At 28.2% G+C, this 21,932-nt stretch carries 19 protein-coding genes; 5 read left to right on the top strand and 14 right to left on the bottom strand.

The window, feature by feature from the left end; all coding sequences use genetic code 11:
* Positions 1–13 precede the first annotated feature (13 nt).
* The 8 genes from JOC62_RS03090 to gdhA all read right to left on the bottom strand — a co-directional run bounded on the left by JOC62_RS03090 (position 14) and on the right by gdhA (position 11,676).
* Positions 14–562: a DJ-1 family glyoxalase III gene (locus JOC62_RS03090; RefSeq protein ID WP_204593704.1), complete on the bottom strand. Its 549-nt coding sequence runs from the start codon at positions 560–562 to the stop codon at positions 14–16.
* Positions 563–578: 16 nt separating this feature from the next.
* A complete protein-coding gene (locus JOC62_RS03085) occupies positions 579–3,488 on the bottom strand; it encodes a DNA topoisomerase IV subunit A (RefSeq protein ID WP_204593703.1) in 2,910 nt (969 codons plus the stop codon).
* A 23-nt stretch (positions 3,489–3,511) separates the two neighbouring features.
* On the bottom strand, positions 3,512–5,461 hold the full coding sequence (locus JOC62_RS03080; RefSeq protein ID WP_204593702.1) for a DNA gyrase/topoisomerase IV subunit B: 1,950 nt from the start codon (positions 5,459–5,461) through the stop codon (positions 3,512–3,514).
* 13 nt (positions 5,462–5,474) lie between these two features.
* Positions 5,475–6,509, bottom strand: a complete 1,035-nt coding sequence (gene mnmH, locus JOC62_RS03075; protein ID WP_204593701.1) for a tRNA 2-selenouridine(34) synthase MnmH — start codon at positions 6,507–6,509, stop codon at positions 5,475–5,477.
* Positions 6,510–6,634: 125 nt separating this feature from the next.
* Positions 6,635–7,123 (bottom strand): thiol peroxidase, encoded by a 489-nt coding sequence (gene tpx / locus JOC62_RS03070; RefSeq protein ID WP_204593700.1) that lies wholly within the window; start codon positions 7,121–7,123, stop codon positions 6,635–6,637.
* Positions 7,124–7,347: 224 nt separating this feature from the next.
* Positions 7,348–8,517 carry an iron-containing alcohol dehydrogenase gene (locus tag JOC62_RS03065; RefSeq protein WP_204593699.1) on the bottom strand — a complete coding sequence of 390 codons (1,170 nt, stop codon included), beginning with the start codon at positions 8,515–8,517 and terminating at the stop codon, positions 7,348–7,350.
* Between the two features lie 191 nt (positions 8,518–8,708).
* Complete coding sequence (locus JOC62_RS03060) at positions 8,709–10,097, bottom strand: glycosyltransferase family 2 protein (RefSeq protein WP_204593698.1); 1,389 nt, start codon at positions 10,095–10,097, stop codon at positions 8,709–8,711.
* A gap of 232 nt (positions 10,098–10,329) precedes the next feature.
* Positions 10,330–11,676, bottom strand: coding sequence for an NADP-specific glutamate dehydrogenase (gene gdhA / locus JOC62_RS03055; protein ID WP_204593697.1), 1,347 nt, complete (start codon positions 11,674–11,676; stop codon positions 10,330–10,332).
* A gap of 257 nt (positions 11,677–11,933) precedes the next feature.
* On the opposite strand from gdhA, the gene uvsE reads away from it, so the two are divergent.
* On the top strand, positions 11,934–13,172 hold the full coding sequence (uvsE, locus tag JOC62_RS03050; RefSeq protein WP_204593696.1) for a UV DNA damage repair endonuclease UvsE: 1,239 nt from the start codon (positions 11,934–11,936) through the stop codon (positions 13,170–13,172).
* Positions 13,173–13,225: 53 nt separating this feature from the next.
* Here uvsE and JOC62_RS03045 read toward each other — a convergent pair whose 3' ends face one another.
* From JOC62_RS03045 to JOC62_RS03030, 4 genes are all read right to left on the bottom strand, one after another.
* Positions 13,226–13,831 (bottom strand): DUF2238 domain-containing protein, encoded by a 606-nt coding sequence (locus JOC62_RS03045; protein ID WP_204593695.1) that lies wholly within the window; start codon positions 13,829–13,831, stop codon positions 13,226–13,228.
* A gap of 9 nt (positions 13,832–13,840) precedes the next feature.
* A complete protein-coding gene (locus JOC62_RS03040) occupies positions 13,841–14,833 on the bottom strand; it encodes a rhomboid family intramembrane serine protease (RefSeq protein WP_204593694.1) in 993 nt (330 codons plus the stop codon).
* A 165-nt stretch (positions 14,834–14,998) separates the two neighbouring features.
* Positions 14,999–16,795, bottom strand: a complete 1,797-nt coding sequence (pepF, locus tag JOC62_RS03035; protein WP_204593693.1) for an oligoendopeptidase F — start codon at positions 16,793–16,795, stop codon at positions 14,999–15,001.
* Between the two features lie 117 nt (positions 16,796–16,912).
* Complete coding sequence (locus JOC62_RS03030; RefSeq protein WP_204593692.1) at positions 16,913–17,320, bottom strand: DUF6762 family protein; 408 nt, start codon at positions 17,318–17,320, stop codon at positions 16,913–16,915.
* 149 nt (positions 17,321–17,469) lie between these two features.
* On the opposite strand from JOC62_RS03030, the gene JOC62_RS03025 reads away from it, so the two are divergent.
* The 3 genes from JOC62_RS03025 (at position 17,470) to JOC62_RS03015 (ending at position 19,416) form a co-directional block, all read left to right on the top strand.
* Positions 17,470–17,853, top strand: coding sequence for a hypothetical protein (locus JOC62_RS03025; RefSeq protein WP_204593691.1), 384 nt, complete (start codon positions 17,470–17,472; stop codon positions 17,851–17,853).
* A gap of 71 nt (positions 17,854–17,924) precedes the next feature.
* Positions 17,925–18,599: a metal ABC transporter ATP-binding protein gene (locus JOC62_RS03020; RefSeq protein ID WP_204593690.1), complete on the top strand. Its 675-nt coding sequence runs from the start codon at positions 17,925–17,927 to the stop codon at positions 18,597–18,599.
* A 22-nt stretch (positions 18,600–18,621) separates the two neighbouring features.
* Positions 18,622–19,416 (top strand): metal ABC transporter permease, encoded by a 795-nt coding sequence (locus tag JOC62_RS03015; RefSeq protein ID WP_204593689.1) that lies wholly within the window; start codon positions 18,622–18,624, stop codon positions 19,414–19,416.
* 14 nt (positions 19,417–19,430) lie between these two features.
* Here the strand turns inward: JOC62_RS03015 and JOC62_RS03010 are convergent, their stop codons facing one another.
* Together JOC62_RS03010 and JOC62_RS03005 are read right to left on the bottom strand one after the other, a co-directional pair.
* The gene (locus tag JOC62_RS03010; protein ID WP_204593688.1) at positions 19,431–19,850 is read right to left on the bottom strand and encodes a Fur family transcriptional regulator; all 420 of its coding nucleotides are present in this window, start codon (positions 19,848–19,850) and stop codon (positions 19,431–19,433) included.
* Between the two features lie 79 nt (positions 19,851–19,929).
* Positions 19,930–20,475: a manganese efflux pump MntP gene (locus JOC62_RS03005; RefSeq protein ID WP_204593687.1), complete on the bottom strand. Its 546-nt coding sequence runs from the start codon at positions 20,473–20,475 to the stop codon at positions 19,930–19,932.
* A 205-nt stretch (positions 20,476–20,680) separates the two neighbouring features.
* On the opposite strand from JOC62_RS03005, the gene JOC62_RS03000 reads away from it, so the two are divergent.
* Positions 20,681–21,898, top strand: coding sequence for a 6-phosphofructokinase (locus JOC62_RS03000; protein WP_204593686.1), 1,218 nt, complete (start codon positions 20,681–20,683; stop codon positions 21,896–21,898).
* Positions 21,899–21,932 lie beyond the last annotated feature (34 nt).

Genomic DNA, 21,932 nt, shown 5'->3' with positions numbered 1-21,932 from the left:
TTCACCCTTCTAATTACTTTATTAGCATTTCATATAACATCCCACGTCTAATCTCTTCTTCTTTAGGTGAGTTTAATTCTTTAAGTAGTGTATATGAAAATTCTAAAGCAGTTGCTGGACCTCTACTTGTTATTATATTATTGCTTACTACAACTAACTCTTCTTTATAATTAGCTCCTATTATATTCTCTTGAAAACCTGGATAAGATGTTACATCTTCTCCATTTATTATTTCTGCTTTAGATAATACAATTGGTGCTGCGCATATAGCTGCAACCTTTTTATTATTTTTAATACAGTTTTGTATTAAATTTATAACTTTCTTATTATCTCTTAAGTTTGTAGCTCCTGGCATTCCTCCTGGAAGGACTACCATATCAACTTCCTCTATATCATCTATTAGAATATCTGCACAAACTTTTATATTATGAGCTCCTATAACTTCTATATTATTAATTGAAACCATATCACAATGTATATCTGCTCTTCTTAAAACATCAACAACAGTTAATGCTTCAATTTCTTCAAATCCATCTGCTAATAATACAGCTACTTTTTTCATAAAATCTCACTCCTTTTTAATTATATTGAACTGACTCTACTTCATCATCTAAGGCAATCATCATTATATCAGTTCCTCTTCCAGCTCTATTTTGAAGCTTTATATCAGTAACTTTAACTTCTTGAATATTTTTATTTGATGATGTTAATGTAAATAATCTATCATGTTCTGAAGTTATTGCTATTTCATCATTATCATTTCTTGATATATACTTTCCATAGATAACCTCATCATTTTCTTTTAAGCTTATCCCTGTAACACCTGATGCTACTTTTCCCATAGGATTTAAGTTCGTACTTAAGAAACGTATACCCATTCCTTTTTTAGTTACTATAACTATTTCTCCATTACTTGCATTATTTATCTCTATTGAAACAACTCTATCATCTTCAAATTTCAACTTATAATATTGAGTTAAAGTAAATTCATTGCTAAATTCGCTTAAAATGGTTTTCTTAATTAATCCACTTTTAGTCATTGAATATACTGCTAAACTTTCAGGATATATTTTTAAGGATAATATTTTTATTATTTTTTCATCTTTCATTAATCCATCAACAATATCACTTATTCTAATTTCACCATTTACTGCACCTTCTAATAAGAATGACTTAACCTTAATTACATTACCTTTGTTAGTAAATAATAGCATATCACTTGTATTATCAGTATAAGTTTTTAAACTATCATTTTTACTAACTCTTGAAAATGCTTTTAATGTATTTTTATTTGTTACCCCTATAGCAAACTCTTTATATTCTAATGAATCTATATATTCACAATAGATTACCATATCTCTTGAAGTTATATTAAATAAAGATGTTCCCATTATATTTCTTGGGGTATCTTGGATTTCTGGTAACTCCAGATTAAATTCTAATCCTAATTTTGTCTTAATCTTTAAGAAATCTTTCTTTTCATCTTCATTTAATAGTATTATATTTATTACTTCTTCATTTTCCTTTAGCTTTATTGCTTGAAGTTTACTATATGATGTCTTAAATTTATCTAAAGAACTCCTCTTTACAATTCCCTTATCCGTAATAAATTGAAGATATTTATTAGGATGTAATGTTGTCTGTGATATAACTTCAACTATCTTCTCTTCATCTAGGTTTAATGTTTTTATTAAGGTATCTATTCTTTCACCCTTATCTTTCCATTTACCTTCTGGAATATTTATTCCTTTTAATTGATACATATTCCCCTTATTAGTGAATATTAAGACATTATCTCTAGTATTAGACTCAAATAAGAATTTAAGTTCATCACCTTCTCTATATTCTATCGCCTCAACATCTTGATTTGATCTAACATAGTTTTTAGTTGGTATTCTTTTTATAAATCCATCCTTAGATAAGGTAACCATAACATCTTCTATTACAATAAGCTCTTCTACATCTATCTTGGCTTCACTATCATCTTCTATTATATTAGTTCTTCTAGGATTCTTAAATTTCTCCGTTACTTCCTCTAATTCTTTCTTTATTACTTTTAGAAGTTCTTTCTCTTCTGATAAAATTTTCTTAAGTTTCTTTATCTCTTTTTTGAGTTCATTATATTCTTTTTGGAATACTTTAATTTCAAGTCCTGTTAATCTATAAAGCATAAGCTCTAAAATTGCACCTGCTTGAATTTCTGTAAATCCAAAGTTATTAATCAAGTTTTCTGATGCATCTTTTTTTGACTTTGAGCCTCTAATAGTCTTAATCACTTCATCCATAATATCTATTGCTTTTATAAATCCCTCTACAATATGGAATCTCTTTTCTGCAATTTCAAGCTCTCTTTTTGTTCTTCTTGTAATTATATCCCTTTGATGATTAACATAATGACGTATTATAGTTTTAAGTCCCATAGTTTGAGGTTTTCCATCTGCAAGAGCCACCATATTAAAACTTATGTTGCATTGAAGATCTGTTTTTTTAAATAAGTACTTTAATACTTTATCTGCATCACTCTCACTTAAAGACTTTTTAAATTCAATAACAGCTCTTACACCATTTCTATCTGATTCATCTCTTATATCTGTTATTCCTTCTAAAACTTTAGCATGTTTCTTATCTGCTGTCATTTCTGAAATAGTTTGAAGAAGCTTTGATTTATTTCTTCTGTAAGGGAATTCTGTAATTACAATGCCTAATCTTCCATTTTCTAATGTTTCTATAGAGGTCTTAGATCTACATGTAACCTTTCCTTCTCCTGTCTCATAGGCAGATTTTAATGAATTCTTTCCAATTAAGACTCCACCAGTTGGAAGGTCTGGTCCTTTTATATATTCCATTAACCCAGCTGTTGTAATTTCCGGATTATCAATATATGCTAAAACCCCTTCTGTTACTTCTCCTAAATTATGTGGTGGTATATTAGTTGCAAGTCCAACAGCTATTCCAAATGTTCCATTTACTAAAAGATTTGGATATCTGCTTGGAAGTACTGTAGGCTCCATTTCACTATCTGAATAGTTTGGTACCATATCAACAGTATCTTTATCAATATCTCTTATCATCTCCATAGCAATTGGTGCAAGTCTAGCTTCTGTATATCTCATTGCCGCTGCACCATCACCATCCATTGAACCCCAGTTTCCATGTCCATCTATAAGTGGTTCTCTAGTTGAGAAGTTTTGAGCTAGAATAACCATAGCATCATATACTGATGAATCTCCATGTGGATGGAATTTACCAAGTATATCTCCAACTATTCTCGCTGACTTATAATAAGGTCTATCTGGAAAAGCCTTTAAAAGGTATGCCCCATAAAGTATTCTTCTATGAACTGGTTTTAGCCCATCTCTAACATCCGGAAGTGCTCTATCCTTTGCTACCTCTATTGCATAAGGAAGGTAGTTATCTGGCATTGCTTCCTCAAGTGGAATTCTTATTATATTTTTATCCACTGGTATATTACTAACTTTCTTAGCCATGTCATTACTCCATTTCTATCTATTTAAAATTCTCCGTATTTATACATATACTTTCTTCTTGGTTCTACTATATCTCCCATAAGAAGTGATACCATCTTTTCTGCTTTTGCAGCATCATCTATTGTAACTTGAAGTAGAGTTCTACTTTCTGGATTAAGTGTAGTATCCCAAAGCTGATCTGGGTTCATTTCTCCAAGACCTTTGTATCTTTGAATTAAAGCACCTTTTCCAATTCTTTTCTTCACTTCTTCAAGCTCGTCATCAGTATACGCATATTCACTCACTTCTTTTCCTTTAACCTTCTTATACACTTTGTAAAGAGGAGGTTGGGCAAGATATAAATGTCCATTTGCTATAAGTGGTCTCATATATCTATAAATATAAGTCATCCATAATGTTCTAATATGATATCCATCAACATCAGCATCACTCATTATTATTATTTTATTATACTTTAAATTATCTTCACTATAGTTATCTAAAGTTCCTGTACCTATTGCTGTATTAAATATTTTAAGTTCTTCTGAAGCTAGTACATTTTCAAGCTTTTGCTTTTCAGTATTCATTATTTTACCCTTAGATGGCATTATACTTTGGAACCTTCTGTCTCTAGCCTGCTTAACTGAACCTCCAGCTGAATCCCCTTCGACAACAATAAATTCATTATATTGTTTCTCTCTTCCAGTACAAACTGCAACTTTACCAGCAAGTGGTGCCGCTCCCTTACCCACTTTCTTCTTTTCAGCTTCATTTATTTTCTTAATTTTTTCTCTTCTTTGCGCTGCTGAAAGAGCATTATTTATAAGTCTACTTGCTAATTCTTTATTATCTTCTATCCATTCACCAAGCTTAGTATATGCTAATTCATTCATCATAGTATATGCTTCATTATTACCAAGCTTAGTCTTTGTTTGTCCTTCAAAGACTGGATTTGAAATTTTAATTCTTACGATTGCAGTCATACCTTCCCTTAAATCGTCTCCTTCAAATTCCTTATCCTTTTCTTTTGCAAGACCAAGCTTTCTAGCCCATTCCTTAAAAGCTCTTGTCATACCTGTTTTAAATCCAGTTTCATGAGTTCCCGCTTCAGTTGTTGGAATGTTATTTACATAACTTGCTATATTATCAGTAGTTGAGTCTGTAAATTGAATACACACCTCTCCTGACATAGCTATTCCTCCTATTTCTTTATCTCCTTCAAATAAAATAGGATCTTTGTGAAGTGGTGTTTTACTTTCATTTAAATATTCTATAAAATCTAAAAGTCCTCTTTCTGAATAATACTCTTTTTTAATTTCTTCATCTTTTCTATTATCAATAAATTCAAGTCTCATCCCTTTATTTTGGAATGCTAGCTCTTGAAGTCTTTCATCTATAATATCAAATTTAAAATCAGTAGTTGAAAATATCTCTTTATCAGGTAAAAAGGTTACCTTAGTTCCTGTATCCTTTGCTTTTCCAACTATTTCTAATGGTATTACAGGTGTTCCTGGCATATCTTTTTTAAGTTCTTTATCATAAGCATATTCAAATCTTTGTCTATACTTATTTCCATTTTGATGAACTTCAACTTCTACCCATTTTGAAAGAGCATTTACTACTGCTGCTCCAACACCATGTAATCCACCTGATGTTTTATAGTTTTTATTATCAAACTTACCACCAGTATGAAGTTCTGTATATACCATCTCAACCCCACTCTTTTTCTTAATAGGATGAATACCTGTTGGTATACCTCTTCCATCATCAATTATAGTTACACTTTTATCTTTATTTAAAATAACAGTAGCCTTACTACCATATCCATTTGAAATTTCATCAATTGAATTATCAAGTATTTCCCAAACACAATGGTGTAGTCCCTTGCTTCCAGTAGAACCAATGTACATACCTGGTCTAATCCTCACTGGTTCTAATTTTTCTAAGGATGTTAAATCCGTAACATCATATGATACATTACTTTCTTTTACCATTTTCTCCTCCACCTTAAGTATTTTTATTATAAATATCTATTAATCTATTTATTGTTTCATTTCTATCTTTATTTACTATTGTCTCATAAAAATCTTTTATCTTAAAACTATTAGAATATAAAGGATCATAATACTTTAACATAAGTTCTTCACATACAGTTTTATAATCACATTCTTTAAGAAGCTTTTTATACTCTTCTACTCTTTTATCATTTAAATATCTTTTTAAGTTGTCTAAGCAATCTATAAGTTCTTTAACACTATCATTGCCCTTTATGTATTCTTTTATTAATATTTCACTCCTATTTTCAATAGAATCTTCAATATAAACCTTAATTCCCTCCTCCATTGAACTCCATATAGGTTCAGGAATTATTATGTTACCTATTCTTTTGCTTTCCCCTTCAACAAAAACTAAATTGCCTTTTCTATTTTTAAGTGCTTCAAAAATTTCAGTCTCAAACATTTTTTGAGTATTAGATTTTCCTAGAGATATACTACCTAAAAAAGAACCTCTATGATTGGCAGCACCTTCTAGATCTAGTATATCAAAACCTTTTTCTTTTAAAGCCTTTAAATATTCAGTCTTTCCCACACCAGTCTTTCCATGTAAGACTATATATTTAACTCCTTTATTTACTCCCTCAAAATTATCATTTATATACTTTCTATACCCTTTATATCCACCTCTTAATTTATACACTTTTATTCCTAATGAATATAAAAGAGAATATATACTACCACTTCGCATACCGCCTCTTGAACAGAAAAGTACTATTTTTTTCTCACCATTATTATACATGTTTTGTATATCATTAAAAATCTGTGGAAGTCTCTTTGATATAAATTCAATCCCCTTAGTCCTAGCAGCCTCTACACTTTCTCTAACATAAAGTGTTCCTACTATATCTCTTTCATCATCTAAGAGTACAGGTATATTAATTGCACCTTTTATTGTAGCTTCTTTATATTCTTTTGGACTTCTAACATCAATTAAAATACACTCTTTATCATCTACTATATCTTTATAATCTATTATATTAAACATACTAAGGACCCCTATACAATTTATTAACCATTCTATTCTATCATACTTTTACAAAATAAAAAAAGAAAAAAATCGTACATACGTTTGTACGATTTTTTTCTATGTTTCTATCTTTTTAGATAATACTATTTAGCTAGGACCTCTAATACTTTATCATAGTTTGGATGATCACTTACATCTTTACAATATTCTACATATATAACTTTATTATTTTCATCTACAACGAATACCGCTCTAGCTAAGAAGCCAACTTCTTCTATATATACTCCGTAATTTTCTCCAAATACTCTATCTTTATAATCTGAAAGAGTTATTACATTTCCTACATCTGCTGCTCCACACCATCTTGCTTGTGCAAATGGTAAATCAACTGATACTACATATATAGTAGTGTCTTTAAACTTTGTAGCTTCTTCATTAAATCTTTTAACTTCCATATCACATACTGGTGTATCTAATGATGGAACTGTTAGAAATACTCTCTTTCCCTTTGTATCCTTTAATGTAACTGGTTTTAAATCATTATCTGATAAAACAAAATCAGGTGCTTCTTGACCAACTCTTACTTCCGCTCCTCTAATTGTTACTTTTTCTCCATTTACTGTTATATTCATTTTCTTCACTCCTTTAATTAGCATTCAAAACCTATATCGATAATTGTTTTCCATTACTAATTTTTCTCTTTTGATAATTATATTTTATACTTTTAAATAAAATATTCAATAGATTATCTTTGAATATTTTATTAACATAATATTATAGTTCCCTATATAATTATTTTTAATATTAAAATTAGGACTTAAAAATTTATATAAATTCTTAAGTCCTAATTTATTAATTATAATGATGCTTTAAATATGCTTATTACATCATCCTTATTTAAAGCTCTATATCCATATTTTAAGCCTCCAACCTTTACTGCTTTTTCGGCCATAATTTCAAACTTTTCATCTCCAATACCTATTTCACTAAGTTTTTCTGGAATTCCAAGTTTCTTAAAGTAATTTCTTGTTTTTTCTATAGCTAAATTTGCAACTTCTTTTTTATCTAGTAATTTATCTATATCCCAAACATTGACTCCAAATTCATAGAATTTTTCTAATGTATCTTCATTCAAAACAAATTTCATCCAATTAGGTGTTAATATAGCAAGTCCAACTCCATGAGTTATATCATAAAATGCACTCAATTCATGCTCTATTGGATGAACTGACCAAGCTGTTCCTTCTTTTCCACAAGAAAGTAATCCATTTATAGCTAAACTAGATGCCCACATTAAATTAGCTCTTGCCTCATAATTTTCTGGTTCATTATACGCTATCTCTCCATACTTAATACATGTTTTTAATACACCTTCTGCCATTCTGTCTTGTAAGTATGCATCTTTAGTTTTGCTAAAATATACCTCAAATACATGGCTCATTATATCAGCTGTTCCTGCTGCTGTTTGATTTTTAGGTACTGAATAAGTATATTCAGGATCTAATATTGAAGCTACTGGTCTTAATATCTCATTACCAAGTCCTAATTTCTCATTTGTATCCATATTTGAAATAACAGCAAATGGATCCATTTCTGATCCTGTAGCTGAAAGAGTTAATATACTAATTATAGGTAAAGCCTTTTCTATTTTTGAAGGATTCTTTACTATCTCCCATGGATCACCATCATAAAAGCTAGCTCCTGATATAGCTTTTGCACAATCTATAGTACTACCTCCACCTACAGGTAAAATCATATCAATAGAATTTTCATGTACAAGCTTAACCCCTTCCCTTACTGATTCTATTCTTGGGTTAGGATCTACTCCCCCTAGCTCTATGCATTCAATATTATTTTCTTCTAATATTGATTTAACTTTTTCATATAATCCAATTTTCTTAATACTTCCTCCACCATATACTAATAAAACCTTTTCACCATATCCTTGTAATATCCTTCCAAGGCTTCTTATTTTGCCTTTTCCAAAATAGACTTCTGTTTTAATTGAATAATCAAAATTTTTCATAAACCTCTCCTCCTAATCTTTATTAATTTAAGTATACACCCTTAAATAATATATTATCAATTTATAGGTAAACTTTTCTTGTACTATATATTAAGTTATTGCAAAATAATTTATATTACTTATTATCATCATTTATGACTTTTTAAATTCAAAAAAAGGTTTAAGACTAATCAAAGTCTTAAACCTTTATTTTACAAATCACATATTTCAACATTTCTTACGTGCTTAGTGTGACTCCATTCTTTATTATTCTTATTTATAATACCTTGAACCGTAATTGGAATCCAAGTTAAAGTATATAATCCATATAATAAGAATCTGATAAATAATAGTAAACCACTTTTTCCTAAGCATATAAATGTAATTACTAACATTACTAAATTATACGCAGCTGATACTATCGTAAATGCATACATACTATCTATTTTAGTTGATAATATTGGTAATATAAACACATTCATTGAATATATAAATATTATAGCAAAGAATCCTGTTGAAACTTTCTTCTCAAGTTTTAATACTAATGGTGTAATTAAGAATTGGCATATTATAAATATCTTCCAACCTACATCACTAAATACACTACTTATAACAAAGACATCTGGTGCTCCAAGATTTCCTTGCACTAAAGTAAGTACTGCTGACAAACCAAGTAGCAATGTAACAAATGGTTGCATTACGTATAATGCACAATCAAACATATACCACTTTCTTTGCTTTATTGAAGCTTTTATAAGTTTAAAGAAGTATCTTGATGCAACATCTGTAAATCCTTGCATCCATCTCTTTCTTTGTGACCAAGATTGTTTTAATGTTAATGGTTTTTCATCGAATATTCTTGCATCATGTGCCCAACCAACTTTTTCTCCGTTAGATACAAGTTTACAAGTAAATTCCAAATCTTCTGTAAGACATGTTGCTCCCCATCCTAATTCTTGTAACATTCCTGTGTCAATTGCAAATCCAGTTCCACCTAATTGGTTTGAGAATCCAACATTATTTCTTGCTAATTGGAACATTCTATTTTGTGACCAAAAGGCTATTGAATACGCTGTTGCAATCCAAGAGTCATTTGGATTTTTACTATCAATATATCCTTGTACAACTTTATATCCTTCTAGCATCTTTGAGTTTATTTCTTTTAAGAAATCTTCATGCACTAGATTATCTGCATCAAATATACAAATAGCATCATATTTTTCATTCATTTTAAAAAGTTTATCGAACATCCACTCAAGAGCATAACCTTTACCTCTCTTATCTTTGTTAAAACGTTCGAATACATTAACTCCGTAATTTCTTGATATTTCCGCAGTCTTATCCGTACAGTTATCTGCTATTACGAAAACATCATATAATTCCTTTGGATAATTAAGTTTCTGCATGCTCTCAATAAGCTTACCTATAACTACTTCCTCATTATGAGCCGCTACTATCATTGCAAACTTTTTAGTTGGTGTGTAATTTTTCTTCTCTTTTCTTCTAAATAATCCGAAGAAAGCTAGTATTAAATAATACATAGTTATAAAGAATACGAAAAATTGAAACGCTGCTGTTACAGCATAAATTAAGTTTCCCATTAAATTCACTCCTAATGACAAATGGAAATTCTTCCCCATTCATTTTCTATTTTCTCTAAAAGTACGTCCTTTTAAATATAATTCAACATAGTGTAAAAATCAAGTATATAAAAATTAAAAATATTTAAGAATTGCTAAAACCCTTAGTTTTACACATATTTCAAACGCAATTTTTTTAAATAAATATAAAAAAAAGCAGACCCTTCTAAAGTCTACTTTCTCCATTTTTTAACTAAACTATACCTTGAGCCATCATTGCATCTGCAACTTTTAAGAAACCTGCAATATTTGCACCCATTAATATATTTCCTTCTTCTCCGTATTCCTTAGCAGCTTCACTTGAATTTTTATATATTGCTACCATTATATCTTTAAGTTTATCTAGAACTTCTTCTTCACTCCATGATAGTCTAATACTATTTTGTGACATTTCAAGTGCTGAACAAGCAACTCCACCAGCATTGGCAGCTTTTGCAGGTCCAAACATAACTTTATTACTTTGTAGCACTTCTATGGCCTCAAGTGTTGATGGCATATTTGCGCCTTCAGATACTGCAATTACTCCATTTTCAACAAGTATTTCTGCTGACTCTTTATTTATCTCACCTTGAGTTGCACAAGGTAATGCTATATCACATTTAATTTTCCATATATTTCTGAATCCATCTTCATATTTAGCAGTTTTAACAAAATCTAAATATTCTTTAATTCTTCCTCTTTTAACTTCTTTTATTTCTTTAATCACATCTAAGTTAATTCCATTTTCATCATATATATAACCATTTGAATCACTAAGTGCTATAACTTTAGCTCCAAGTTCAGTTGCTTTTTCTGCTGCATATATAGCAACATTTCCTGAACCTGATATAACAACAGTTTTTCCATAAAAACTAGTTCCGTTATCCTTAAGCATTTCTTCAGTAAAGAAAACTAATCCATAACCAGTAGCTTCTTTTCTTCCAAGACTACCACCATAAGTTAGACCTTTACCTGTTAACACTCCTTGTTCACTTGTATTTCTTATTTTTTTGTAATATCCATACATATAACCTATTTCTCTACCACCAACTCCTATATCTCCAGCTGGTACATCTATATTACTTCCAATATGTTTGCAAAGTTCTGCCATAAAACTTTGACAAAATCTCATAACTTCATTATCTGATTTTCCTTTAGGATCAAAATCTGATCCTCCCTTACCTCCGCCTATTGGTAATCCTGTAAGCGAGTTTTTAAATATTTGTTCAAATCCTAAGAACTTAATAATACTTTGGTTTACTGATGGATGGAATCTAAGACCGCCTTTATATGGCCCTATTGCACTATTAAATTGAACTCTGAACCCTCTATTTACTTGAACCTTTCCACTATCATCGACCCAAGGTACTCTAAAGAATATTTGTCTTTCTGGTTCTACTATTCTCTCTAATATACCATTCTCTATGAATTTCGGATTCTTATCAAAAACAGGAACTAATGAATTCATAACTTCTGTTACTGCATCTAAAAATTCATTTTCACCACTATTTCTTAACTTTACTTGTTCTAGTACATTTTCAACATATTGTTTTCCATTCATAAATTTAACGCCCCTTCTCATTTAGTAATTTATTTATATAATACAACTTTTTAATATATTTTACTATAAAATACATTAATTTTTTAGAATTTTCTCATTTTTTTAAAATTTAAAATAATATTTTGTTAATATGTAAATTTAAGTAAAAATGAAAAAGTTTTCTTTATTCATATTTATTATGTATTCTTTAAGCCTATTTTATTAAAACTATTATTAAAACTATTATTAAAACTATTAAATATTTAGGAGATATAAAAATGAAAATTGGTTATGCCTGTACCCCACTTAGAGTTCCAAATAAAACAACAAAATCATTTATTCTAAAAAACTATTCAGAAGATATTTTAATAAATTGCATATCTAATAATTTAAATAATCTAATAGATATTTTAAATTATAATATTTCTAATGAAATATACTTATTCAGAATTAGTTCTGATATAATTCCTTTTGCAAGTCACGAAATAAATACTTTTGATTGGGAAAGTTATTTTAAAAAAGATCTAAAGGAAATAGGTGATTTAATAAAAAAGAATTCTGTTAGAGTATCAATGCACCCTGGACAATATACTGTTTTGAATAGTCATAATAAGGCTACAGTTTCTAAATCAATTAGAGATTTAGAATATCACTGTAAATTTTTAGATAGCTTAAACTTGGACTCTGATTGTAAGATTATACTTCATGTTGGTGGAGTATATAACAATAAAAGATTAGCAATAGATAATTTTATTAATAATTATAATTTACTTTCTAGAAATATAAAGAAAAGACTAGTAATTGAGAATGATGAAAAAAATTACAGAATAAAAGATTTGTTATATATAAGTGAAAAATGCTCTATTCCAATAATATATGATAATTTACACTATACTTGCTATGAAGGTCATGAAGGTGATAATTGTTCAATCTTAAATAGCATTAATGAGACTTGGCATAAAGAAGATGGCACGATTAAAGTTCATTACAGTGAACAAAATAAAATTAAAAAGAAAGGATCTCATTCTAGTACTATATCTTGTAATGGATTCTTAAATTATATAGATTCTTTAAATGGATTAGATATTGATATAATGACAGAAGTTAAAGATAAAGATTTTTCTGCAATTAAAACTATACATTTACTGAGCGAATTAAAAGGAACTTTATCCGAAGAATCTAAGATTAAAGAATTAGAATCTTATAAATATTATCTTAAAGAAAAAGGAAAGGATGTCTTTGAAAAATCTAAATATATATTAAATACTGAAGGAATAATAGAGTTTTATAAATTTATAGATAGATTTATTTATTCAGAACCTTCCTTTGAATGTTCTATAAGCACTCTTAAAGAAGTCTATTTAGAACTTGAAGATAATTTAACTAAAAGTGAAATAAATCACTTTAATAAACTATTTAATGATAAAAAATTAAAAAAAGCTAAAGAATATTTATATAAATTAGCCTTCAAAAAAAACTTATATAATGCACTCTCTATGTATTATTTCTATAATTAGAAAGAGAATAGATGTTTATCTATTCTCCTTATATTAACTTATTAACTTATTAACTAATCAGTTATCTCTTTTATCATTTTGTCTAGTAACTTATTCTTTCCACCTTTTGAATATAAATATATTGGTATAGTTACCATTATACCTCCAATTGTTCCACATATAATATCGTACATTGTATCCTCTAGTCCATTTTGAGCTGTTAATCCAAACAAACTATCTGTTGTAAACTCCCATATTTCCCATACACCAGCACAAGCTACTGCAAACATTATAGTAAATAAGACCATAGCAAAAGGTTTTATACCTTTATTCTTTTTAGGATTAAATAAATATGTGTATATTGCAAAACCAATAACTCCTATTAATAAACCTGATGCAAGATGAAGCATTTTATCATATCCTTCTATTGCATAAAAGTTTAATACATTTGCTAAATACATTGAAAAGAATATAAATATAAGGATAGCTACATATGTCATTTTAGATTTTCCAAAAAATGTATATCTGCAAAATAATTTAAGTAGACCTACAGTAACTAGAATTAATACTATCCTAGGTAACTTTTCTCCCTCTCTATAAATTACATCCCATACTGTTGTGATAGCTAATAATATTAAAAATAAATATGTTATAACGCTATCATAAGTTAATTTTTTCATAAATACCCCCTAATTAATATTATGTTTTTTACTACGATAAAATGGTATAGCAAGGATGAAACCTCCTATAAAACCTCCTATATGTCCTAAATTATCTATACTTGATGAAGTAAATCCTATATATAAATTTAATATAATAACTGCTATTATATTACCTAAAACACCTCTTTGAAGATGTTTCTTTTCCCTTAATGCAAACCATAAAAAGGCTCCTAATATACCGAATATAGCTCCTGAAGCTCCAACTGATATCATATTTGGACCTAAAATATATCCTAATAAACTTGAAGTTATACTTGAAAATAAATATATAGATAAATATTTCTTCCATCCATATATTTTCTCTACAACTGTACCTACAATGAATAATGAATACATATTAAATGCTATATGCATAATTCCACCATGCAGAAAGGCACATGTTATTAATCTCCAAACTTCTCCTTGATTTATTAAATAATTTACTTTTGCTCCAAATTCAATTAATACCCTTGTATTTATATCTACTATACTTTTAGATACTATAGCTGTTATTATAAAAACAATAACATTTATTAAAATAAGCATACTAGTTACAGGACTTTCTCTAAAAATATCTAATATTCTTTTTTTATTATTTACAGATACTCTTTCTTTATTTATAATTTCTAAACATTCTTTTAAAGGTATACACCCTTCATCACAGTGCGTAACCTCCATATTATTTATATTATATACCAGCTTACTCCTATGAGGGTTATCCCCTCTTATATAATCACCTTGTACAAGTACAATACTATTTAATAAAAATCTCTTTCCTAAACTACTTAAATACCTAAAAGCTTCATCATAATCAATGTCTTCATTTGAATCCTTTGATATTATTACAGCATATATGCCTTCCTCTAAATCTTTAATAGCAATCCATCTATCTTCTTTATAAAAATTACTATAATATTGTTGCATATAAAAGCCTTGAGTACTTGAAAGAAACTCATAAACTCTTTGATTAAAGTCTCTCATATTTCCTCCACTATTTTTAATCTTTAAATACATTATAAAATATACATTTAAACTTTTCAAAGAAAATACTATTCTATTTATAGAATTAATAAGAAATATTAAAAAATCAATCTAATACTCCTAAGTTTTATATGACTTAGGAAATTAGATTGATTTATATTTAATCTATAGATTTTCTTCTAACATATCTAAAAGTTCATTAAATCTTTTAATTGTAGCTTCTAAAGGTTTTGATGTAGTCATATCAACACCTGCATTTTTTAATATATTTATAGGATAGTCACTTCCACCACTCTTTAAGAATGATTTGTATTTCTCTACAGCATTTTCTTCTTTATTTAATATAGAATTTGCAAAGGCTGATGCAGCTGCATATCCTGTTGCATATTGATATACATAAAAGTCTGAGTAGAAATGAGGTATTCTTGCCCATTCAATATCAATATCTTCATCTACAATCATCTCATCACCAAAATACTTAACATTTAATTCATGCCATTTACTTGAATATTCTGAAGCTGTAAGTGGATTTCCACTTTCTATACTTTCATGAGTATAAAGTTCGAATTCTGCAAACATTAATTGTCTAAATACAGTAGTTCTAATTTGTTCAAGTTCTTGATTTATTAAGTATAATTTTCTCTTTTTATCTGTTTCTTTGTCAATTAAATAGTGTATAAGTAATGCTTCATTAGTTGTTGAAGCAACCTCTGCACAGAATAATGTGTATCCTGCATAGAAGTATGGTTGATTCTTTCTTGAATAATATGAATGAATTGAATGACCCATTTCATGAACTAATGTAGATACATCATTAAGCTCATAATTATAATTTAATAAAACATAAGGCATTGTATCGTAAGATCCCCAAGAGTATGCTCCCCCTCTTTTGCCTTTATTTTGATATTTATCTATCCAGCCTGAATTTATTCCTTCTTTAAATATATTAAGATACTCTTCTCCTAAAGGATTAAGTCCATCTATTGCAAGCTTTACACCTTCATTAAATTCTATGTGATCCTTTTCTATTTCTATAACTGGAACATATAAATCATACATATGCATTTCTTCAAGTCCTAGCATCTTCTTTTTAAGTGAAATATATCTATGAAGAGAACTTAAATTCTTATCTATAGTATTTAAAGCTTCCTTATAAACTTCTATAGGAATATTATTAGGTTTAAGAGAAGCTTCTAGACAAGAATTATACTTTCTTACTCTTGCATCAAAAGAAAAATTCTTAATTGATGAACTTAAAGTTGTTGCAAATGTATTTTTAAGTTTACTATATTGAGAAAATAAAGCCTTAAATGCTTCTTCTCTTACAGCTCTATTTTTTGATTTTATAAATGAAGAATAATTCCCCTCTGTTAATTCAACTAACTCTCCATTCTCATCTTTAATTTTAGAGAAAGTCATATCAGCATTACTAAGCATGCTTTGTATTGAAGATGGAGCATCTAAACAGTCTGAAACTTGTGCCATTAGTTCTTCCATTTCTTTGCTTAATACATGATCTTTTTCTTTTAGTATATTTTCGAATATAAATTCGTATTCTTTAAGATCTGCTACTTCTTCAATTGCTTTCTTTATATAATTTTCTCCTAATGATAATATTTCTGGTACAAAATATGCAGAATAGCTTGATAATTCAGCCATATAGCTATCAACTTTACTCATTCTAGCTTGATTTTCATTATTAGCTGTATCCTCATCACTTTTTAGGTGTGCATATACATAAAGTCTCTCAGCTAAACGAGAAGTTTTTTCTGATAACTTTAAATATTCTAAAATCACTTCTGGCTTGTTAAGCTTACCCTGAAATTCTCTTAATTTTGGTGCTTCACCTTTAAGCTTTGTAAAATCCTTTTCCCACTCATCATTTGATGCATAGATTTTTTCAATTTTCCACTTATCATCTTCTTTTATTTCATCTCTATTTTTTAAAACATTTTGAGCCATATAAATTCCTCCTTTTTATAGTTAAAAATATTTCTTTTCATTAAATTATATTAATAGGTGAAGCCTTTGCCTCACCTATTATAAGTTTTCTTTTATTATATGCTTTTATATGAAGTTCTAAACTTCTTCCTTATATTCTTCTTCTTTTCCTTCTATATTCTTAAATACATTTTCCATTTCAGTTTTTATTAATCCAATAATCTCATTTAACTTTTCTTGTATTTTGCTATATTCTTCATCATATTCAAATTTTATAATAAATGTAGGATTATACTCTTCTAAATCTTCCTCTAATTCATATCCTTTTTCTTTAAATCCTTCTTCATTAAATAAATCATATATTGCTGAATATTCCCATTCTTCAACATCTTTATTTGTATCAAAGTATAAATTAACAACTCCATCTTCTACAAAAAATTTTCTTACAAATAAAGCACCTTCATCAACGCTAAAACTTCCTAATTCTTTGGAAATAAATCCTGTATCTTTATCTTTCTCCATTAAAACTAAGCTTGAAAAATCCATATTAATCTTCCTTTCTAACTCTTAAAATTCTTCAGTTGTTCTTATTATAAACCATACCTACTATTTTATGAAATATTAAATATAATATTCTTTACTTTATGGAAAAATATGGTAATATTTTATTATAAAGTATTTTAAGGAGTGATATTATGGGCAATAATAGAAGAAGACCTCGAAATAAAAGACTTAGCCGAAGAGAACGTTTTTTAATAAACCAAAAAAAGAGAAGAAGATTAGTTACCTTAATCATCGTACTCATAATAGCATTAACTGCATTTACAGCAAAGAAAGTATTTGCTTATGTTAAATGTCAAGATATATCTACTGCTGTTGAATATCTTATGACTACTAATGTAGATAATGCCCTTCTTAGAGTTCAGACTATGGAACTTAAATTTTCAGATGGAGATACAGCAGTTGTTGATGCATCAGGATTATCTAAAGAAAAACCTCATCAATCTAGAAAGGTTGAGTGCCATTTAAGGAAAAAAAATAATTCTTGGAAGCTAGAAAATTCTTATATATTAAAATAAAACAATTAATCTTGCAAATCATTTGCATAAAAGTGTATAATAAGGGGTAATTATTTTTAGGAGATGATAATTTGATTAATATAAATAATCTTACATTTTCATATACAAACAAACCTCCTTATCTTATAGAAAATGTTAATTTAAACATACCAAAAGGTGTTTACCTTTCTATAATAGGAGAAAATGGGTGTGCAAAGACTACTCTATTAAAATTAATACTTGGTCTACTAAAACCTACATCAGGTAGTATAAATATAGATGCGAAGGGAATTGCTTATGTTCCACAAAAAATTGAAAGTTTTAACTCTCAATTTCCCATTTCTGTCTATGAAGTTCTTAAAACACATGGTAACTCAATAGGAGTTAAAAACAAAAATGAAATTAAAGAAGCTTTAGAGAGAGTAAATATGTTAGACTTTACTAACAAGTTAATTGGAAGTCTCTCAGGAGGACAACAACAAAGAGTATTTATTGCGAGAGCTCTTATGGGTAACCCAGAGCTTATAATATTAGATGAGCCTTCAACTGGTGTTGACTTTAAAAATCAGTTGTCAATTTATGCATTACTTAATAAATTAAATAAAGAAAATGGTAAAACTATAATTTCTGTAGAGCATAATATTGAACTTGCTTTAAAATATTCAACCCATATACTACACGTTGTAGCCGGTGTTCCTACGTTATATACTAAAGCTCAGTATATAAATTATAGAGCTTCTCTTGATAAAAAAATATTGAATTTATAGATATAGAAAGGTGTAAAACTTTATGTTCGAATTAGACTTTATGCGTAATGCTTTTATTGCAGGAGGTATTATATCAATTCTATGCCCTTTCATCGGACTTTTCTTAGTACTTAGAAGATACTCAATGATTGGCGATACTCTATCTCACTCTTCCTTTGCTGGAGTTGCAATAGGACTTGTTGTGGGAGTTAATCCTATGATAACTGCTTTTTTATTTACTACACTTTGTGCTCTTATAATCGAATTTTTAAGAGATTACTATAAACGTTACGCAGAACTTGTAATGTCAATTGTACTTACTTTAAGTTTAGGTATTGCTATAATACTAATAAGTAGTGGAAAAGCTTCTGCAAATGTTAACTCATTTTTATTTGGAAGCATCCTTACAGTAACAAAACAGGATATAGCTTTAATCTTTATAACTGGAGTTATTTGTTTAATAACATTATTATTTATTTACAACAAACTTGTTTATGTTACCTTCGATGAAGAAGGAGCTAAAACGACTGGAATACGAGTTAAATTAATAAATTATATTTTTACAATTTTAATTGGTGCAACTATTTCAATGTCTATCCGTATAATGGGTATACTTGTTATATCATCAATAATAGTAGTTCCTGTTGCAACTGCTATTCAGCTAAATAAAAATTTTAATAAAACTCTTATTTTTTCAATAATTTTTGGTTTTGTAGATATAATGTTTGGTCTAGCACTATCTTATTATGTTAACAGTGCTCCAGGTGGAACAATCGCAATTGTTTCAGTATTCTCATTAATACTTACTATAATTTTAAAAAATTTCTTTTCTAAATAAAAAACATCTCAAATTTATTTTTGAGATGTTTTTTTACATGTTTCGCATATACCCTTTATTTCTATATTATGCTCAGTTAGGGTGAATCCTGTTTGCCTTTTAATTAATTCCTCTATTTGTCCTATAGGACATGGCATTTCCACTTCTTTATGACATATATCACATTCTAATAAATGCTTATGACTCTCACTATGAAGCTTATATGATGATACACCATCTTCAAGCAAATATTTATCTATTATATTATTATCGCAGAAAGAATCTAATGTTCTATATACAGTGCTTAAATTTATATTTATATTTTCATCTCTACAAATATCAAATAGTTCTTCTGCTGTCATACCTTCTTTTTCATTTATCAATATCATTAGAATTTTCATTCTAGCTTTTGTTATTTTCATATTTTTATCTTTTAATATCTTTTCAATATCCATTACATACTCCCTCTTCTATACGCTAAAAGACTCTTTATATAAATAATTCTAACACTTATTATTATAATTTTAAATCCTTTTAAAAGAAAATCATCTTTAACGCCATAATAATTAATATGATTCCACCAAAGAAATTAGCATACTTTTCTACAAAATCTATTCTTTTAATGTAATCGCATACCCCAAAGCCTATATAGCATATCACAATAGTTATAAGGCCAACCATTATTGAGTATAAAAGCAATACAAGTATTGATATATCATTCATCATAGTAAATCCTATAACTAATGCATCAATACTCACGGATATTCCAAGAAATATACTCATTCCTTTTTTGAGTAATATAGATTCTTCCTTTTGTTTTAATGCATCTAATATCATTATAAATCCAATAACACCGACTATTATACCACCAATTGCATTAGGTATTGTAATAAATCTATTAAACACCTTGCCTATAAATCCTCCTAAAAAAATAAAAAGAAACTGAAAAAAACCAAATGAGAATATATAGGTATATTTGATTTTTCTCTTTATATTAGGTAAAACGCCTATACTAAGTGTAACTCCCAAAGCATCCATAGCTAATGCTATACCTATTAATACTACTGTTATTATGCTCATAAATTTAACCTTTCACTTAAAATTACTTTACTATTATTATTAGTAGTAACTCTTATAAATTATTCTTTTTTTATTTATTCAAATTTTTTTCATAAAAAGTCTTTATTTTATCACTTTTTTAATGTATAGTATTAAACAGAGTAGATTAATTTTTAAATAGTATATCACATATGCTAAATATATGTTGTTCTAAAGGAGAGTATTTATGTCAAATTGTATTATTGCACAATCAGGAGGGCCAACTTCAGTAATTAATTCAAGTGTCGTTGGTTTAGTCAAAGCAAACGAGGAATTAAAGTTATATGATAAGGTCTATGGTGGATTAAATGGAATAGAAGGTATATTAAATAAAAAAATAATTGAGTTATCCGCTAAAACTGAGGAAGAATTAAATACATTCACATATACTCCTTCATCAGGATTAGGTTCTTGTAGATATAAATTAAAATCAATTAATGAGTCAACTGATGAATATGATAAATTATTTAATATTTTATCAGAATTAAATATTGAAGCATTTTTCTATGTAGGTGGAAATGATTCAATGGATACAACAGCAAAACTATCAAAATATGCAAAAGATAACGGATTAAACATAAAATTTATAGGTATTCCAAAAACTATAGATAATGATTTAATGTATACTGATCATACCCCTGGCTTTGGAAGTGCTGCTAAGTTTATTTCAACAGCTGTACTTGAAACTTATCTAGACTCATCAGTTTACAGTAACAATGGAATATTTATAATTGAAACAATGGGTAGAGATACAGGATGGCTTGCAGCTTCTGCATGCTGTGCTAAAATAAATGGTACACAAGTAGCAGATTTTATATATTTACCTGAAAGAGCTTTTGATAAAGAAAAGTTCCTAATGGATGTTAGAAAAAAATTTAAAGAACAAAATCAAGTTTACATAGTAGCTTCTGAGGGTTTAAGAACTGAAGATGGTAAGTTCTTAACTGAATTTGATTGTGTCTCACAGGATACATTTGGACATGCCCAATTAGGTGGTGTAAGTGAATGTTTAAGAAAGCTTATACTAACAGCTGGTATAACAACTAGAGTTAAGGCACTAGAGCTTGGTGTGCTTCAAAGATGTGCTATGCACTGTTCATCAAAATTAGATATAGAAGAAGCTTACCTTGCAGGTTATGAAGCCTTAAAATATGCTAAAGAAAATAAGAATGGATCTATGGTGGCTATAAAAAGAGATCAAAATTCACCTTATAAAACATCATTCTTTGAAGTTGATGCTTCAAAGGTTGCAAATAATGTTAAATATTTCCCTACAGAATGGATTAATGAAGAAGGAAATAATTTAACTGAAGAAGCTTATGAATACTTCTCACCTCTTTTTGAAGGAACTCCTTCTTTATGCTTTGAAGATAATCTTCCAAAGTATAAAGTTTTCAATAAATAATATGACCAAAATAAAAGCACAGACTTTATAGCTG

It is taken from the genome of Clostridium sardiniense (assembly GCF_016907995.1).
Lineage (GTDB): Bacteria > Bacillota > Clostridia > Clostridiales > Clostridiaceae > Clostridium > Clostridium sardiniense.
This window is presented reverse-complemented; position numbering and strand designations above follow the sequence as displayed.

Coding starts and splice junctions, on each gene's coding strand:
- JOC62_RS03015 (WP_204593689.1), top strand. CDS start 18,622: ATGTTCGAATTAGACTTTATGCGTAATGCTTTTATTGCAGGAGGTATT.
- JOC62_RS03040 (WP_204593694.1), bottom strand. CDS start 14,833: ATGAGAGACTTTAATCAAAGAGTTTATGAGTTTCTTTCAAGTACTCAA.
- JOC62_RS03060 (WP_204593698.1), bottom strand. CDS start 10,097: ATGGGAAACTTAATTTATGCTGTAACAGCAGCGTTTCAATTTTTCGTA.
- JOC62_RS03030 (WP_204593692.1), bottom strand. CDS start 17,320: ATGGATTTTTCAAGCTTAGTTTTAATGGAGAAAGATAAAGATACAGGA.
- uvsE (WP_204593696.1), top strand. CDS start 11,934: ATGAAAATTGGTTATGCCTGTACCCCACTTAGAGTTCCAAATAAAACA.
- JOC62_RS03085 (WP_204593703.1), bottom strand. CDS start 3,488: ATGGCTAAGAAAGTTAGTAATATACCAGTGGATAAAAATATAATAAGA.
- gdhA (WP_204593697.1), bottom strand. CDS start 11,676: ATGAATGGAAAACAATATGTTGAAAATGTACTAGAACAAGTAAAGTTA.
- JOC62_RS03005 (WP_204593687.1), bottom strand. CDS start 20,475: ATGAGCATAATAACAGTAGTATTAATAGGTATAGCATTAGCTATGGAT.
- mnmH (WP_204593701.1), bottom strand. CDS start 6,509: ATGTTTAATATAATAGATTATAAAGATATAGTAGATGATAAAGAGTGT.
- tpx (WP_204593700.1), bottom strand. CDS start 7,123: ATGAATATAACAGTAAATGGAGAAAAAGTAACAATTAGAGGAGCGGAA.
- JOC62_RS03010 (WP_204593688.1), bottom strand. CDS start 19,850: ATGGATATTGAAAAGATATTAAAAGATAAAAATATGAAAATAACAAAA.
- JOC62_RS03080 (WP_204593702.1), bottom strand. CDS start 5,461: ATGGTAAAAGAAAGTAATGTATCATATGATGTTACGGATTTAACATCC.
- JOC62_RS03025 (WP_204593691.1), top strand. CDS start 17,470: ATGGGCAATAATAGAAGAAGACCTCGAAATAAAAGACTTAGCCGAAGA.
- JOC62_RS03090 (WP_204593704.1), bottom strand. CDS start 562: ATGAAAAAAGTAGCTGTATTATTAGCAGATGGATTTGAAGAAATTGAA.
- JOC62_RS03065 (WP_204593699.1), bottom strand. CDS start 8,517: ATGAAAAATTTTGATTATTCAATTAAAACAGAAGTCTATTTTGGAAAA.
- pepF (WP_204593693.1), bottom strand. CDS start 16,795: ATGGCTCAAAATGTTTTAAAAAATAGAGATGAAATAAAAGAAGATGAT.
- JOC62_RS03045 (WP_204593695.1), bottom strand. CDS start 13,831: ATGAAAAAATTAACTTATGATAGCGTTATAACATATTTATTTTTAATA.
- JOC62_RS03000 (WP_204593686.1), top strand. CDS start 20,681: ATGTCAAATTGTATTATTGCACAATCAGGAGGGCCAACTTCAGTAATT.